The organism is Kitasatospora sp. NPDC056184 (assembly GCF_042268405.1).
Classification (GTDB): Bacteria; Actinomycetota; Actinomycetes; order Streptomycetales; family Streptomycetaceae; genus Kitasatospora.
In genome coordinates this window covers 133,420-148,720 of sequence record NZ_JBHJUI010000008.1, presented here as the reverse complement: position 1 = coordinate 148,720, position 15,301 = coordinate 133,420, and the positions used below count along the sequence as shown (strand labels likewise).

Sequence of the window (15,301 nt, the reverse complement as noted above, 5' to 3'; positions counted from 1 at the left end):
GTACCCGAAAGAACCGCATTTCACCCATAGGGCGGCCAACCGGGCCGAACACCCGAACCCGGGCCCGGCAAACGCAGAGACCCCCGGCCGACGGCCGGGGGTCTCTCGATGGTGCGCTCAGCAGGATTCGAACCTGCAACCTCTTGATCCGTAGTCAAGTGCTCTATCCGTTGAGCTATGAGCGCAAGTTCCGGGCGGACCCGGTCTTGCGGGATTTGGTGCGCTCAGCAGGATTCGAACCTGCAACCTCTTGATCCGTAGTCAAGTGCTCTATCCGTTGAGCTATGAGCGCTCGCCCTGGCGAACGTTCCTCCGGGGCGGTGCGGGGACAACATTACATGACCTGCGGCGCGGGGCGAAATCGATTGATCCGGGCACCTCGGACACCCCTCGCCGGCCCGCCCCGGGTGCGTCCGCAGGGCACGCCCGACACCTCCCGGACACACCCCGGCACACCCCCGGACATGCCCCGACATGCGAAGAGCCCCGCCGACAAGATCGTCGGCGGGGCTCCCGGCTGGCGGAGGCTGAGGGATTTGAACCCTCGATCAGGAATAACCCCGAAACCGCATTAGCAGTGCGGCGCCATAGACCGGACTAGGCGAAGCCTCCTCCACATGGAGCAAGCCCGCGTGCGCGGACTCGTTCCCTGTGCCTGTGATGATGCCACAACCCGGGGGCCCGGCACCAACCGCCGCCAACGTTACTAGGCGGGTCGTCCCCGCCGCAAAGAAGAATGAGATACTGCCGTCTCCGGAGAGAGCTGCCCTGAGCCGAGGAGACCTGTCGACGTGAGCAGCAGGCCGATCCGAGGCGCTGCTCGCCTCGCCGCCATACTCGACGCCCTGCCCGACGCGCTGTTGCTGGTCAACAGCAACGGCACCGTCGTCGACGCCAACAGCGCGGCCGTCCAGGCGCTGCAGGCGCCGGGCACCTCGCTGGTCGGCATGGGCGTGCTCGACCTGCTCCCGGAGTTCGACCCCAGCCGGATCCCCGGCTCGATGCGGCCCGCCGCCCGCGAGGACGAGGCGCTCGACCGCCCGGTGCGGATGACCGCCCGGCGCACCGACGGCACCACCTTCCCGGTCGAGGTCTCCGGCAACGACTTCGACGACGACGGGTCCGGCTCCGGTTCCGGGTCGAGCTACGCGCCCCCGGCGCCCTACGACCCGTACCGCGAGGGCTCCCGCTCCTCCGACCTGCTCCTGCTGCTGGTCCGCGACCTCACCGGCCGGCTCGGTGTCGAGGCGGAGCTGCGCCGCCAGCACAAGCAGACCGAGATGATCCTGCGGGCCGCCGCCGAGGGCGTGCTCGGCGTCGACCTCGAAGGCCGCTGCGTGCTGGTCAACCCGGCCGCCGCGCACATCCTGGAGTACCGGGCGAGCGAGCTGGGCGGCCGCGAGCTGCACCCGCTGATCCAGCACTCCCGGGCCGACGGCACCCCGCTGGCGCTGGAGGAGTCCGCGCTGCTGGACACCCTGACCTCCGGGCGCAAGCACCGGGTGCGCGGCACCGTGCTGTGGCGCAAGGACGGCCGCCCGGTCACCGTCGACCTCACCACCGCCCCGGTCCGGGACGGCGACCAGCTGGTCGGCGCCGTCATGACCTTCACCGACCGCAGCCGCGAACTGGCGCTGGTCGCCCGCAACGAGCACCTCACGGCGGTCCTGGAGAGCGAGCTGGGCGGCGCGCTGACCGCGCTGCACCGGCGGATCGACGCGCTCGCCGCCGACCCGGCCGGGCAGCTCTGGCCGGAGGCCAACTGGACCCTGCGCCGGCTGGCCGACGAGTGCCGCCGCTACGGGAAGCTGATCGAGGGCGTGCTGGACCACCAGCGCTCCGAGGCCGGCGAGGGCGGCGGCTCCGACGGCAAGGGCGCCGACGCGGACGGCAAGGGCGGGCGGAAGACCGCCGAGCGGGTGCCGGTCGCGCTGGACAAGGTGGTCCGCCGGGCCGTCGAGCACGCGGGCGAGCTGGTCGGCGCCGGCCGGGTGCGGTTCTCCGTGCACGCCGCCGCCGTCGAGGTGATCGCCGACGAGCACCGGCTCGCCCGGGCGCTGGCCCACCTGGTCGCCGACGTCAGCGGCATCGGCCTCGCGCTGGACGACGCCGCCCCCGAACTCCCCTCCCCCGGACTCGCCACTCCTGGTACGCCCGCCCTGCCGCCGGCCGGCGGCGACGTGCCGGCCGTGGTGCTCGCGGCCGCCCAGCGCGGCGAGGTCGCCCGGGTGGAGATCCGCGGCCCCGGACGCGGCGGCAGCCCCGTCCACCTGCCGATAGCCCGCGCGGTGGTCGAGCGCCACGGCGGGGTGCTCCAGCCGCACGAGCTGCCGGGACGCGCCGGCACCACGTACGTCGTCGAGCTGCCGCTGGACCCGGCCGCCGCCAAGGCGGCCGCCGAGCGCGCGTCCACCGAGGGCCGGTCGGACCGGCCGAAGGAGAGCGACAGCGCCGTCCTGCCCGACCTTCCGGGCATCCCCCAGCTGCCGAGCGCGGCCCCGGCCGAGGAGCCGGCCGCCGACGAGGGCGCCGCCGCGGACGGTCCGGCGGCCGCGTCGGCGGAGCGTTCCAGGGAGGGCGCGCCGGACGGTTCCGCCGACGCCCGGAGAGCCGGGGCCCGGACCGACCCGGCGACGGCGGGCGGTGCGCCGGACGAGGCGCCGGCCGTCGAGCAGCGGCGCGGACGCCGCGGCCGGCCGGCCGTCGAGCTGCCGCCCGCCGCCCCGGAGCAGCCGGGCCGCGACGGTGCCGCCCCCACCGCCCCCGTCGGCGCCGACGCCCCGGACATCCCCGCCGACCAGTGGCCCAACGCCCCCGCCCGGATCGAACGGGCCGTCCCCGAGCAGTGGAACGGCACCGGCAACGACCCGGCGTACGGGCGCCAGGGCCTGGGTGGCCCGAGCGGCCCGCAGAACGACCCCTGGGGCAAGGACGACGGCCGCTCCGGCACCGCCTACGCCGTCCCGGTCGACGGCGGACGTCCCGACGAGCGGCCCGGTGACGGGAACGGCGGGGCCGCCGGTACCGGCGAGCGCCGGGCTGCCGGCGGCGAGGGCGCCGCGCGCGCTCCGATCGCGCTCGGCCCCGGCGGCGGCGAGTCCGCCGCGGCCGCCCCGGCCGGCCCCGACGGTGGCGGCGAGGCCGAGGCCCGACCGTCCCGGCGCCGCCGCGCGCTGCCCGGCGGCGAGGACTCCTCCGGCGGGTTCGCCCTGCCCGGGGTCACCGACACCCCCGTCTACCCGGGGCTGGAGCACGCCCTGCCGGCCGGTCCGGCGCCCGCTCCGCCCGAGCCCGCCGCGCCCACGCCGACCGGTCGGCGGCGCCGGCTGGCCGTTCCGCCCGGCCCGGGCGGCGAGGCCGGCGGCCCGTCCGCGCCCGAGGGCGCCGCGGCGGGCGGCTCGGCGCTGCCCGCGCTGCCGTCGGCCGTCCCGGCGCTGCCCGGCGCCCCCTCTTCTCCCGGCTCTGCCGGCTCTGCCGTCGACCAGCCCGAGGGCGGCCCGCGCCCGGTCGGCTCCGGCCTCGGCGAACTGGCCCCGCCGCGCCCCTTCGGCGCGCCCGGTGCCGTCATGCCGGTCACGCCGGTGGCACCCGTCGCCGACGCCCGGCCGCGGGCGGCCCTGGAGCTGCCCGCCGCGCCCGCCCCCGCCCCGACGGCCCCCGGTGCCCCGCAGGCCAACGCGCCGATCGCCCTTCCGGCCGGCCGCACCGAGGCCGGCGAGCCCCGCGCGGTGCCCGCCCCGGCCCCCGACGGCGGTCCGCGCCGCCTGCTGGTCTGGCCCGAGCCCGACCCCGCCACCCGGCAGGCGCTCCAGGACCGCGGCTACCGCCCGGTGATCGTCCGCTCCCGCGAGGAGGTGGACGCGCAGGTCGCCGGCTTCCCCGCCGCGCTCTTCGTCGACCCGCTGACCGGCCCGATCACCCGCACCGCCCTGCAGTCGCTGCGCACGGCGGCGCTGAACAGCCGGGTCCCGGTGCTGGTCACCGCCGGCCTCGGGCAGGCCACCCGGGACGCCGCGTACGGCGCCGACCCGGCCGTCCTGCTGCGCGCGCTCGCCCCGCGCGACGGCGAGAACCACGCCCCGCGCGTCCTGCTGGTCGAGGGCGACCCGGACATCGCCGCCGCGATGATCGGCAGCCTGGAACGGCGCGGCATGCACGTCGAGCACGCGGTGGACGAGAACGACGCCGTCGCCCGGGCCAGCAGCGTGCAGCCCAACCTGGTGGTGATGGACCTGCTCCAGATCCGCCGCCGCCGGGTCGGCCTGCTGGACTGGCTGCGCGCCAACGACCGGTTGCACCGCACCCCGCTCGTCGTCTACACCTCGGTGGACCTCGACCCGCGGGAGCTGCCCCGGCTGCGCACCGGCGAAACGGTGCTCTTCCTCGCGGAGCGCTCGACCAGCGACGACGTGCAGTCCCGGATCGTCGACCTGCTCGGGCGGATCGGCTCCATGGGCGAGGCGGGCGTCGCCGCGGCGGGCTGACCTCCGAGAAGGCCGAGGGCCGGCCACCCCTGCGCGGGGTGGCCGGCCCTCGGCCTTCGGTCCGTCCGGCCCTACTCCTTGCCGAGCCGGGTGACGTCCAGCTTCTGCGCCGCGTAGTCGGCCCGGATCACCTTCTTGTCGAACTTGCCGACCGAGGTCTTCGGCACCGCCTCGACGATCGCCCAGCGCTCCGGCAGCTGCCAGGAGGCGATCCGCCCGGCCAGGAACGCGCGCAGCTCCGGCAGCCCGGCGGTGGCGCCCGGCCGCAGCACGACGGTGGCCAGCGGCCGCTCTCCCCACTTCTCGTCCGGGACGGCCACCACGGCGGCCTCGGCGACCTCCGAGTGGGCCATCAGGTGGTTCTCCAGGTCCACCGAGGATATCCACTCGCCGCCGGACTTGATCACGTCCTTGGCCCGGTCGGTGAGGGTCAGGTAGCCGTCCGCGGTGATCGTGCCGACGTCTCCGGTGCGCAGCCAGCCGTCCTCGGAGAACTTGTCGTCCGGGCGCTGCGGGTCCTGGCCCGCGCCCCCGTAGTACGCCCCCGCGATCCACGGGCCGCGCACCTCCAGCTCGCCCGCCGAGACCCCGTCGTGCGGCATCCGCTCGCCGCCCGGGCCGATCAGCCGGGCCTCGACGGAGGCGGGGAAGATGCCCTGGGTGACCCGGTACGGCCACGCCTCCTCCGGGGTCAGGCCGCCCGGCGGCTGGGCGAAGGAGCCGAGCGGCGAGGTCTCGGTCATGCCCCAGGCGTGGATGACGGGGATGTTGTGGCGCTCCTCGTAGGCCTTCATCAGCGACGGCGGGCAGGCCGAGCCGCCGATCACCACCATGCGCAGGCTGGAGGTGTCGTAGTCGCCGGCGTCCAGCTCGTCCAGCAGGCCGCTCCAGATCGTCGGCACGGCCGCGCTGACGGTGGGCCGCACGGCGGCGATCATCTCGGCCATCGGCTTGGGCTGGAGGAAACGATCCGGCATCAGCAGGTTGGCGCCGGACATGAAGGCGGCGTGCGGGATGCCCCAGGCGTTGACGTGGAACATCGGCACGACCGGCAGCGCGGTGTCGCGCGGGGTGAAGGCGAAGTTGTCGCCGGTGTTGACCTGCAGGCAGTGCAGGTAGACCGAGCGGTGGCTGTAGAGCACGCCCTTCGGGTCGCCGGTGGTGCCGGAGGTGTAGCAGAGCACGGCGGCCCGGCGCTCGTCGATGTCGGACTGCCAGGGGTAGGCGGTCGGCCGGTCCGCGATCAGCTCCTCGTAGTCGTGCACGCCGCCCGCGAAGCCGGCCAGCACCGACCGGTCGCCGGGGCCGCTGACCACGATGTGCTTGAGGGTCGGGGCGAGCTCGGGGAGCACCGCCGCCAGCAGCGGAAGGACGGTGCCGTTGACGATGATCACGCGGTCGGCGGCGTGGTTGACGATGAACGACAGCTGGTTCGCCGGGAGCCGCAGGTTGAGGGTGTGCAGCACGGCGCCCATCGCCGGCACCGCGAGGTAGGCCTCCAGGTGCTCGGCGTTGTTCCACATCAGGGTGGCGACGCGGTCGTCCCCCGTCACGCCGAGCTCGTCCCGCAGCGCCCACGCCAGCCGGGCGGCCCGTGCCCCGGTCTCGGCGTAGGTCCGGACCACCGGGCCGGTGCCGTCCCAGGTGGTGACGGTCGAGCGGCCGTGGATCGTGGACCCGTGCTCCAGGATTCGGGCGACGGTGAGCGGTACGTCCTGCATCGTGCTGAACACGGGTCCTCCTCGACCTGGGCGGCACTGCGGCGGCTCCTGCCCCACACCCGGCCGAAACACCGGCTACTGGGCGGTAATACGGCAGTAGGGCCCGATTCTGCCGCGCCGGGTCCCGGATGTCAGCCTTCCGGCCGCGTTGCGCCGATCACGACCCGGCCACGGTCCGGCCACGTTCTCCCCGGCCGGGCGGGGGCGGCCCGGGCTCCCGACCGGGCCGCCGGGATACTGGGGGCATGGGCGACGGACACGGCGAACGGCGGGTGGGGCGGGGTCTGGCCGGGTTCCGGCTGCCGTGCCCGTGCTGTTCCGGCGGGGTGCGGACGCAGGCGCGGATGGGCCTGCGGGCGGGCCGCACCGGCACCGGGTACGTCTCGGAGACCTGCCGCTACTGCCAGGGCCGGGGCTGGCTGGGGCTCGCGCTGCGGGAGTGACGGTGCGGGGGTGGCATGGCGGGAGCGGCCGTGCGGGAGTAGCCGCGCGGGAGTAGCCGCGCGGGAGCGGCCTGCGTCCGGGCGGCCGCCCGTCAATCGGCCAGCGGGGCGTCGACGTGGTTGCGGTCGACGGTGAGCGTCGCCCCGCCGTAGGTCTCCTCGACGTTGCCGCGGTACTGGTGGACCCGCTGGTGCTCGGCCCAGAGCTCCGCGGTGAGCGGCCCGCCCCCGGCGGTGTCGGCGTGGTCGTCCCAGCGGGCGTACCAGAGGGTGTCGGGCAGCGGCGAGCTGCCGGCCCGCGCGGCCGCGGCGAGGTCGGAGATGCCGGAGTCGAGGCTGGAGTAGAAGCCGGAGCGGTAGCCGGCCGCGTGCAGCGCCTGGGTCCAGCCGACGGTGAAGTCGACGACGGCCTGGCCGCAGGACGGGTCGCGCATCGGATAGGCCTCGATGTCCAGGAAGACCGGGCTGCCCTGGCCGAGCCCGACCGCCCGCAGGCCCTCGACCGCCTCGGCCGCCTCCTCGCGCCCCTGCTGGGCGGCCCGCGCGGGGTCGATCCGCTTCGGCTTGCGCTTCAGGTCGCTGCACGGCGCCTGGAGACCGACGTGGACGGGCAGGAACCGCCACCCCATCGCCCGGGCCTGCCCCACCCAGTCGGCGGTGAGCCTCGGCTGGGCGCAGCCGCGCTGGCCGCCGCTGGTGTAGATGCCGAGCGCCCCGTACGGGGAGGCGTCGCGCCAGGCCCGCAGGGTCTCCAGCGGGGGCGCGGTGCAGGCGTCGAAGGCCTCGCCGGCGTAGAGGTCGCGGGGCCGGGCGGGCGGCGGTCCGAGCCGGTCGGGCAGGACCGCGGCGCGGATGCGGGGGACGACGGCGGCCGCCGGAGCGGCGTCGTCGGCGCTCGCGCCCGGGCCGCCGACGGCCAGCAGGAGGACGAGTGAGGCGGCGGCGAGGGCCGCGGGGCGGAGATGGCGCACGCCGCCTTGATACTGACGGACCGTCGGAGGCCGGAGGCCGCCGCGCCGCACGCACCGCCGGAGCTCACCCTTTCGGACGCACCCGTCCACATCCGTCCCGATTCCGGTAACGAGCTTGCCGCCCAGTGGCTCCTTACGGCAAACTCACCACCATGCCCACGTCCCATCCCCGCGAAACCTCCGCCCCGACGCCGGCCGCCGCCGTCGCCGAGGCGCTTGCCATGCCGCCCGCCCCCAAGGGCGAGCCCGCCGGCGAGCGGGGCAGCTGGCGACGAGGCGGGGCGCCCGGCGAGGGACTGCCACCGGACGCACGACCCGGCCGACCGACCGGCCGACGGTTCCAGAACCTCCTGCGGCGCCCGGAGAGGATCCCGGCGCCGCTTCTCTGTGTCGCGGCGATGTTCCTGGTGCAGACCGGGATCGCGTTCTCCAAGCCGCTCTTCGGGCCGCTCGGGGTGAGCGGCACCACCTTCCTGCGGCTGAGCTTCGCGGCGGTCATCCTGCTGGCCGTCACCCGGCCCCGGCTGCGCGGGCGCCGACCGCGCGACCTGGCCGCCGCCGCCCTGCTCGGGATGGCCTCGGCGGGGATGACGCTGCTGTTCGCCGGGGCGATCGACCGGCTGCCGATGGGCACCGCCGCCACCATCGAGTTCCTCGGCCCGCTCGCGGTGGCCCTGGTCTTCGCCCGCCGCGCCAGCCACCTGCTCTGGGCGCTGCTCGCGGCCGGCGGCGTGGCGCTGCTCACCCTGCTCGGCGAGGGCGGGGAGGGCGGCGGACTCGACCCGGTCGGCCTGCTCTACGCCTTCGGGGCTGCCGCCTGCTACGCCGCGTACATCCTGTTCACCGACAAGGTCGGGGCGGCGTTCCAGGGCTTCCAGGGGCTGGCCGTGTCGATGACGGTCGGCGCGCTGACGGTGGCGCCGTTCGGGCTCGGCCAGGCCTGGGACGGGCTGACCGCGCCCGGTGCCTCGCCGCTGATGCTGCTGCTCGCGGTGGCCGGGGTCTCGCTGCTGCTGCCGGTGATCCCGTACGCGCTGGAGATGACGGCGCTGCGGCGGATGCCCCAGCGGGTGTTCAGCGTGCTGGTCAGCCTGGAGCCGGCGGTCAGCGCGCTGGTCGGCCTGGTCGTGCTGGGCCAGCTGCTGGGCGCCGCGCAGTTGGCCGGCATCGGCTGCGTGGTGGCGGCGAGCGTCGGGGCCACGCTGACCGGGCGGCGCTGAGGCGCGGCGTGGCGGTGGGCCGCGGGGGCGCGCATCTGATCGATGCGCGCCCCCGCGGCTCTTCGGGTTTACGGCCCCGCGGCTCTACGGCTCTACGGCTCTGCGGCTCTACGGCTCTGCGGCTCTACGGCCAGAGCAGGGTGCGCGACCACTCCGGGGTGCGGACCGGGCCGGTCCGGGTGTAGCGGAGCCGGACGTGGTGGCGCTCCGCGTCGCCCTGCCAGAACTCCACCTCGTTCGCCCAGAGCGTGTAGACGGCGTGCCCGGCGGCGACCGCGTCCGGGGTGGCCTCCAGTCGGCGGCGGGCCACCGCCACCGCCTCCTCGTACTCGGCCGGCGAGGCCAGCGGCTCGCTCTGCCGGCCGACCAGCGCGCCGATCCGGGCGGCCGGGGAGCGGGTGGCGAACTCGGCCCCCGCCACCTGGTCGGCGGCCCGTTCGACGGTGCCGCGCACCCGTACCTGGCGGCCGAGCTGCGGCCAGTAGACGGTGAGCGCGGCGGCCGGGTGGTCGGCGAGCTGGCGGCCCTTGGGGCTGTCGGCGGCGGTCGAGAAGACCCAGCCGGTGCCGGCTGCGTCGACGTCGCGCAGCACCAGGACGCGGGCGTCCGGCATGCCGTCGGCGTCGACCGTGGAGAGCGTGAACACCTGCGGGTCCAGCACACCGGCGTACAGGGCGGTGGCGAGCCAGTCCACGAAGAGCGGGCCGGGTTCGGCCGGGGCCGCCTCGGCGTCGAAGGTCGGCAACGGGCGGGCCATCGGCGGACGGCCGAGCATCAGCTCGGGCACGGACCGGGGTACGGCCGGAGCCGGCTCCCCGCCGGACCCGGGGCCCGGTGCGGGCCTGGTCTCGCCGGGGCCGGTCAGGCCCTCCTCCTCCGCTGCCATCGCACCCTTCCTTCCGGTTGCCGCGGCCGCAGCCCCGCGGCGGGCCGGTCGCCGGGGGCGGGCCTGGCGCGGAGGTGCGCTGTCGGAGCGCAACCGTACCGCCGTGCGGTGACGGCGCCGGGCGCGGGCCCTGGACTGGACACCTTCCGGGCCCCGGACGCGCCCGTGGGCGGCACCGATGTGCGGTGCCGCCCACGGGACCGGGTGCGCGGTGACCCTTTCCGCTGCCCGGTTGCGCGCTGTGCGATCCCTTCCGACCGCTCGGTTTCCGATCCGCTCCGCGGTCCGTTCCAGCCGGCCCCGGTCGTCCGCCGACGGCGCCCCCGCCGTCGGCGGCACCCGGTCGGCGCCGGTTCCCGGACGCTCAGGTGCTCGGTTGTTCAGGTACCCGGCTGCCCGGGTGCTCAGGTGCCCGGTTGCTCAGGCGAAGACCGGCGCGAAGACGATGTTGTCGTTCTTGTTGAACTGACCGGCCTGGACGGTGCCCGCGTTGTCCTTCACCGCGAGGGTGTTGGCCTGGTTCGAGGCGCCGGCGCCGGTGGCCGTCTGCTGGGTGGAGGTGTGGTTGCCGTCGACCGAGCCGAAGACGTTGCCCGTGCCGACGTTCGACACCACGCCACTGGTGGACCCGTCGTGGGCGAGCGCGCCGCTGTCGGCGGCGGCGGAGCCGGCACCGGCGATCAGCAGACCGGCCGCGAGCGGGGCTGCCAGCAGTAGACCGGCCGCCCTGCGCGTTCGGATGCGAGCCATGAAAGCCTCCAAGAAACGGTAATCGTGCCAGGTGTGCGGGAGGTGTGCGGGAGTTCGCCGGCCGGACGAACACCTGCGGGCTGCGACGCCGGGAGACAGACTTCCGCAACAAATCGACAAAGCGCCACCTCGCGGCCGCATTTTCGCCCTTTAGCGTGACATCCAACAGCCCGGCGCATAACTGCCGACCAAGCCGAAAACGCGCCCTTCACACCACCTTCCACCTGCGGCGCAGTCGAATCTTCCGGCCTCGATCCATGCGCCCGAAACAGCGCGAAGAGAGTGCCCGGACAACCCAGCGCACCACCATGGCGCACGATGAACGCGAACGCGCCCCCTGCCGGTGCGGTCGCGCTACCGAGTCGACAATTCAGGCCACCCTGCGGCAGTCTGAAAATCATCAAAGAAATGCGCCGGAACCGGGCCGGGGAACGGTCGGGACCGGTATCAGACCGCCTTGCCGGGATTGAGGATTCCCAGCGGGTCGAAGACCGCCTTCAGCTGCCGCTGCAGGTCCATCGCCACCGGCCCGAGCTCCCGCGCCAGCCACTCCCGCTTGAGCAGCCCCACCCCGTGCTCGCCGGTGATCGTGCCGCCCAGCTCCAGCCCCAGCGCCATGATCTCGTCGAAGGAGCGCTTCGCCCGCGCCGACTGCTCGGCGTCCGCCGCGTCGAAGATGACGATCGGGTGGGTGTTGCCGTCCCCCGCGTGGCTCACCACCCCGATGGTCAGCCCGTGCCGCTCGGCGATCGCCGCGACGCCCTCCAGCATCTCGGCCAGCCGCGAGCGCGGCACCGCCACGTCGTCGATCATCGTGGTGCCCAGCCGGTCCAGCGCGGGCAGCGCCTGGCGGCGCGCCTCCAGCAGCAGCTCGGACTCGGCCTGGTCCTCGGCGGGCACCACCTCGGTCGCCCCCGCCGCCCGGCACAGCTCCCCGACCGCGGCCAGCTCGGCCACCCGGTCCGGGCCGTCGAAGGCCACCAGCAGCAGCGCCTGGGTGGACTCCGGCAGCCCCATCCGCCCCAGGTCGTTGACCGCGCGTACGCTCACCGCGTCCATCAGCTCCATCAGCGACGGGGTGAAGCCGCGCGCCATCACCTCGCAGACCGCCGCGCCCGCCGCGGCCGCGCTCGGGAACTCCGCCGCCAGTGCCAACTGCGGCGCGGGGGCGGGGCGCAGCGCCACCACCGCGCGGACCACCACGCCCAGCGTGCCCTCGGAGCCCACCAGCAGCCGGGTCAGGTCGTAGCCGGCCACTCCCTTCGCCGTCCGGCGGCCGGTGGACAGCAGCCGCCCGTCGGCCAGCACCACGTCGAGGCCGAGCACGTACTCGCTCGTCACGCCGTACTTGACGCAGCAGAGGCCGCCCGCGCCGGTGCCGATGTTGCCGCCGATGGTGCAGGACTCCCAGCTCGACGGGTCGGGCGGGTAGACGAGCCCCGAGGCGGCGGCGGCCCGGGACAGCTCGGCGTTCACCACGCCCGGCTCGACCACCGCGATCCGGTTCACCGGGTCGATCTCCAGGATCCGGTTCATCTTCACCATCGACAGCACGATGCAGCCGTCGACGGCGTTGGCCGCGCCGGACAGCCCGGTCCGGGCGCCCTGCGGGACCACCGGTACGCGCAGCGCGGTGGCGGTCCGCAGGACGTGCTGCACCTGTTCGACCGTCTCCGGGAAGACCACCACCGCGGGGGTGCCGGCCGGGCAGAAGTCCGCCATGTCGTACCGGTAGGCGGCCGTCACGTCCGGGTCCACCGCCAGGGCGCCGGGCGGGAGGCCCTCCGCCAGCCGGTCCGTCAGGTCACTCATCGCCGCCTCCGCTCGCACCGCCCGCTCCACCGCACCGCGGGGCGCCGGCCGTATCCGTCCGTCCGCGCCCGGCTCTCGCACTCTGCCCGCCGCCCGCCCGCCCGGCAAGTACACCGCCCCGGCGCAGGACGGGCGAGACCAGCGCGAGCGTCCCGGCGGCGCCGGTGGCCGCCGCGCAGAGCGCCATGGGCACCCGGGGACTGGCCGCGTCGGCGAGCAGCCCGAGCAGTCCGGTCGAGAGCACCAGCGCCGCGCTCTGCACGAGGGTCAGCAGCGCCTGCACCCGGGAGAGGTGGCCGTCCGGCGCGGCCCCCATCACCAGCGGACCGATCCGGCAGGCGAACAGGCCGGAACCCGCACCCGTCACCACCCCGCCGGCCACGGCCGTCCCCGGCCCCGGCGCCGCGGCCAGCAGCGCGATGCCCGCCGCCACCGCGCAGAGCCCGAGCGCGGCACCGGTGCCGCCGCCCCCGCGCACTCCGCCGCCGCGCCGCGCGAGCAGGCCCGCCACCACCAGCGCCGTCCGCGACACCGTGATCGCGGTGAGCACCAACCCGGCCGCGCCCCCGCCGTGCGCGGCGGCGGCCCAGCCCAGGGCGAAGGCGAGAGCGGCATCGCCCAGGGCCCCGAGCTGCGCCCCGGCGAGCCAGAGCAGGTAGGTGGCGGGCAGCGCGGCCCGTTCCGGACGGTTCGGGTCGTCCGGGTCGTCCGGGTCGTCCGGGCGGGTGGCACCGTCGGGCGCGAGGGCCCCGGTGGTCGTCATGCCGGCCGACGCCATGACCCTCGACCAGCCTGAGGGCAAGCGCCGGACGCCACCCGTCCGACTACCCCCGCGCCACCGGCTCCTGCAGCTCCGTCACCCAGTCCGCCTCCTCCTCCGGGCACTCCAGGTACACCTCACGGGCGTACCCGGTCGAGCGGTAGCCGCTCTCCTCGATGAACCGGGCCAGTGCCTGGACGGAGCCCAGGGACTCGTCCATCGAACCGCGGTGCACCACGGTCGCCGCCTCCTCGACGGCCGGCAGGTCGACCACCGCGAAGCCGTGCTCCCCGGCCGGGTCGACCGCGGTGGAGACCGGCACGGCCACCCGGATCAGCACCGAGCCGTCGCCGTCCCCGGTGTCCTCGTACCGGGCGACGGACGGGCCGGTGTGCGCGATGCCGGCCGCCGCCAGCCGTCCGCAGAGCTCCTCGAACAGCGGGCCGATCACCGGCCCGATGTCCTGCGGCTCGTAGCTCGCCGCGACGCCCGTCAGCTCGGCCACCCGCACCGACGGCACCCGCTTCACCACGACATCCTGCGTGGACATGGTCCCCTCGCTCTCGATCGTCCGGAGCCTCGCCTCGACCCGGGCCAGCCGTTCCGCGTCCGCGGCCATCGCCGCGGCGAGCTCGGCCCGCCGCAGCCGCAGCATCCCGCGCAGCTCGGCCGTGTCCACCTCCTCGTCCAGGACGGCCCGCACCTGTTGCAGCGTGAAGCCGAGTTCCTTGAGGGCGATGAGCCGGTTGAGCCGGGCCAGTTGGGCCGCCTCGTAGCAGCGGTAGCCGCTGACCGGATCCACCCGGGCGGGCCGGAGCAGTCCGATGGCGTCGTAGTGGCGCAGCATGCGGACCGACACCCGGCCGTGCTTGGCGAAGTCTCCGATGTTCAACATGGTTCCTCCAGTGCAGACCCTCACACGGTGTCACGGTCAAGCACCGGCTTCGCCGCCCGTCCCCCCGCTCCCGGCGGCACGCTCAGTCCGTCACGTCGAACCCCCTCCGCTGACCCAGCACCTGGAGGCTGCGCTGCCCGGGGATGCCGTTGGCGTCGCTGCCGCTGTAGCCGAGGCTGCGCTGGAAGGCGGCGTACGCCTGCACGGTGCGCGTGCCGAGCGAGCCGTCCACCCAGCGCTGCTCCAGGAATCCCTCGTCCGCCAGGGCCTGTTCGACGATCCGCACCTCGCCGCCGTACGTCTGGTGGCCCTGCTCGGCCCCCGGGTCGGTGCGCGCCGCCGCGACCACGTGGGCGAGCGAGACCCGCTGCGGGGAGGGCAGCCGGCCCAGCAGCCGGCGTAGCGACCCCTCGCCCGGCACACCGTCGGCGTCCGAGCCCAAGTACCCCAGACTGTGCTGGAAGTCCTGGTAGTTGAGGGTGTCGGCGTCCCGCCAGTCCTGGTCCGGCCCGGACTGGTAGTGCCGGCCGAAGCCCTGCCGGACGAGCGCCTCGCCCACCTCCTGGACCTGCGGCCCGTGCGCGCCGTAGCCGTACTCCAGCCCGTTGATGGTCACCCGGTAGCGGGCCGGCCCGGACCCGCCGCTCGGCGGGGGCAGCGGCGCGCCGCCGGACACCGCGACGATGCCGGGCAGCACGACCTCGCGGAACTGCCGGGCCCGGACGTCCCCCGGGCAGGCCGTCCCGCCGTTCGACCACTCGGGGAACATCCGGTGCACGCCGAAGCCGGGCTCGTCCCACTCCGAGCAGATCCGCAGCGGGATCCCGTGCCGGTGGTGCAGCCACACCCCGAGCGCCACGAGCGCGGCGACCTGGGCATCCGTCCACGGGTCGGTGCTCTGGTCGTCACTGGCCGACTCCACGCTCACCGCACCGGTGCCGTCGGCCCTGCGGTTGGCGCGCATGTTGGCGTCGGCGCGGGTCTCGGTGCCGATGAACTGCCCCACGCTGCCGTCGTACCCGACCCCGAAGTGGGACTCCAGGTTGGTGGAGTCCCGCCAGTACTCGTACATCCGCCGCGGCGTCCACGGCGCCGCCACACTGTGGAAGATCACCTGCGTCGGCGTGATCGCCGGCTGCTCGTCCGACTCCGGTTCGAGCTCCATCTTCTCCGCACCGGGGTACCAGGCCATCCGTCTCTCCTTGCCGGGCCCAGGGCAGTTCGCCCCTTACGCCCTGAAAGACGGACCCCGGCCCCCCACAAGACGACGCATCCGCCCCAAACCCCCCGTTCAGGTGAAACCGGACGCCGCCCCACCCGCCCCACCACCCCCGAACACCCCCGAACACCCCCGGAAAC

11 protein-coding genes and 3 tRNA genes are annotated in these 15,301 nt (G+C 75.3%); 3 read left to right on the top strand and 11 right to left on the bottom strand.

Features of this window, described 5'->3' with window-relative positions; all coding sequences use genetic code 11:
* Positions 1 to 109: 109 nt before the first annotated feature.
* From ACFC0B_RS18155 to ACFC0B_RS18145, 3 genes are all read right to left on the bottom strand, one after another.
* Positions 110 to 185 (bottom strand) — tRNA-Arg (locus ACFC0B_RS18155).
* Positions 186 to 216: 31 nt separating this feature from the next.
* Positions 217 to 292: transfer RNA gene (locus ACFC0B_RS18150), tRNA-Arg, on the bottom strand.
* Between the two features lie 226 nt (positions 293 to 518).
* Positions 519 to 612 (bottom strand) — tRNA-Ser (locus ACFC0B_RS18145).
* Between the two features lie 179 nt (positions 613 to 791).
* Between ACFC0B_RS18145 and ACFC0B_RS18140 the strand changes: the two genes are divergently transcribed.
* Entirely contained in the window at positions 792 to 4,484 is a 3,693-nt protein-coding gene (locus ACFC0B_RS18140; protein ID WP_376086809.1) for a PAS domain-containing protein, read from the top strand.
* A 71-nt stretch (positions 4,485 to 4,555) separates the two neighbouring features.
* Here the strand turns inward: ACFC0B_RS18140 and ACFC0B_RS18135 are convergent, their stop codons facing one another.
* Entirely contained in the window at positions 4,556 to 6,217 is a 1,662-nt protein-coding gene (locus ACFC0B_RS18135) for a long-chain fatty acid--CoA ligase (RefSeq protein WP_376086808.1), read from the bottom strand.
* A 233-nt stretch (positions 6,218 to 6,450) separates the two neighbouring features.
* On the opposite strand from ACFC0B_RS18135, the gene ACFC0B_RS18130 reads away from it, so the two are divergent.
* Complete coding sequence (locus tag ACFC0B_RS18130; protein ID WP_376086807.1) at positions 6,451 to 6,648, top strand: hypothetical protein; 198 nt, start codon at positions 6,451 to 6,453, stop codon at positions 6,646 to 6,648.
* 92 nt (positions 6,649 to 6,740) lie between these two features.
* Here ACFC0B_RS18130 and ACFC0B_RS18125 read toward each other — a convergent pair whose 3' ends face one another.
* On the bottom strand, positions 6,741 to 7,619 hold the full coding sequence (locus ACFC0B_RS18125) for a DUF1906 domain-containing protein (protein ID WP_376086806.1): 879 nt from the start codon (positions 7,617 to 7,619) through the stop codon (positions 6,741 to 6,743).
* 152 nt (positions 7,620 to 7,771) lie between these two features.
* Here ACFC0B_RS18125 and ACFC0B_RS18120 point away from each other — a divergent pair, with 152 nt between their 5' ends.
* The gene (locus ACFC0B_RS18120) at positions 7,772 to 8,839 is read left to right on the top strand and encodes a DMT family transporter (RefSeq protein WP_376086805.1); all 1,068 of its coding nucleotides are present in this window, start codon (positions 7,772 to 7,774) and stop codon (positions 8,837 to 8,839) included.
* Positions 8,840 to 8,963: 124 nt separating this feature from the next.
* Here the strand turns inward: ACFC0B_RS18120 and ACFC0B_RS18115 are convergent, their stop codons facing one another.
* The 6 genes from ACFC0B_RS18115 to ACFC0B_RS18090 all read right to left on the bottom strand — a co-directional run bounded on the left by ACFC0B_RS18115 (position 8,964) and on the right by ACFC0B_RS18090 (position 15,134).
* Positions 8,964 to 9,725 carry a pyridoxal 5'-phosphate synthase gene (locus tag ACFC0B_RS18115; protein WP_376086804.1) on the bottom strand — a complete coding sequence of 254 codons (762 nt, stop codon included), beginning with the start codon at positions 9,723 to 9,725 and terminating at the stop codon, positions 8,964 to 8,966.
* A gap of 420 nt (positions 9,726 to 10,145) precedes the next feature.
* Positions 10,146 to 10,475, bottom strand: coding sequence for a hypothetical protein (locus tag ACFC0B_RS18110; RefSeq protein WP_376086803.1), 330 nt, complete (start codon positions 10,473 to 10,475; stop codon positions 10,146 to 10,148).
* 447 nt (positions 10,476 to 10,922) lie between these two features.
* A complete protein-coding gene (locus ACFC0B_RS18105; protein WP_376086802.1) occupies positions 10,923 to 12,287 on the bottom strand; it encodes an FAD-binding oxidoreductase in 1,365 nt (454 codons plus the stop codon).
* Entirely contained in the window at positions 12,280 to 13,050 is a 771-nt protein-coding gene (locus ACFC0B_RS18100; protein ID WP_376086801.1) for a hypothetical protein, read from the bottom strand. The genes ACFC0B_RS18105 and ACFC0B_RS18100 overlap by 8 nt, the downstream gene beginning before the upstream one ends.
* Before the next feature lie 61 nt (positions 13,051 to 13,111).
* On the bottom strand, positions 13,112 to 13,942 hold the full coding sequence (locus tag ACFC0B_RS18095; protein ID WP_376086800.1) for a MerR family transcriptional regulator: 831 nt from the start codon (positions 13,940 to 13,942) through the stop codon (positions 13,112 to 13,114).
* Positions 13,943 to 14,024: 82 nt separating this feature from the next.
* Entirely contained in the window at positions 14,025 to 15,134 is a 1,110-nt protein-coding gene (locus ACFC0B_RS18090; RefSeq protein WP_376086799.1) for a peptidoglycan-binding protein, read from the bottom strand.
* Between the last annotated feature and the right edge of the window lie 167 nt (positions 15,135 to 15,301).

Coding starts and splice junctions, on each gene's coding strand:
- ACFC0B_RS18105 (WP_376086802.1), bottom strand. CDS start 12,287: ATGAGTGACCTGACGGACCGGCTGGCGGAGGGCCTCCCGCCCGGCGCC.
- ACFC0B_RS18110 (WP_376086803.1), bottom strand. CDS start 10,475: ATGGCTCGCATCCGAACGCGCAGGGCGGCCGGTCTACTGCTGGCAGCC.
- ACFC0B_RS18090 (WP_376086799.1), bottom strand. CDS start 15,134: ATGGCCTGGTACCCCGGTGCGGAGAAGATGGAGCTCGAACCGGAGTCG.
- ACFC0B_RS18115 (WP_376086804.1), bottom strand. CDS start 9,725: ATGGCAGCGGAGGAGGAGGGCCTGACCGGCCCCGGCGAGACCAGGCCC.
- ACFC0B_RS18100 (WP_376086801.1), bottom strand. CDS start 13,050: ATGACGACCACCGGGGCCCTCGCGCCCGACGGTGCCACCCGCCCGGAC.
- ACFC0B_RS18130 (WP_376086807.1), top strand. CDS start 6,451: ATGGGCGACGGACACGGCGAACGGCGGGTGGGGCGGGGTCTGGCCGGG.
- ACFC0B_RS18095 (WP_376086800.1), bottom strand. CDS start 13,942: ATGTTGAACATCGGAGACTTCGCCAAGCACGGCCGGGTGTCGGTCCGC.
- ACFC0B_RS18120 (WP_376086805.1), top strand. CDS start 7,772: ATGCCCACGTCCCATCCCCGCGAAACCTCCGCCCCGACGCCGGCCGCC.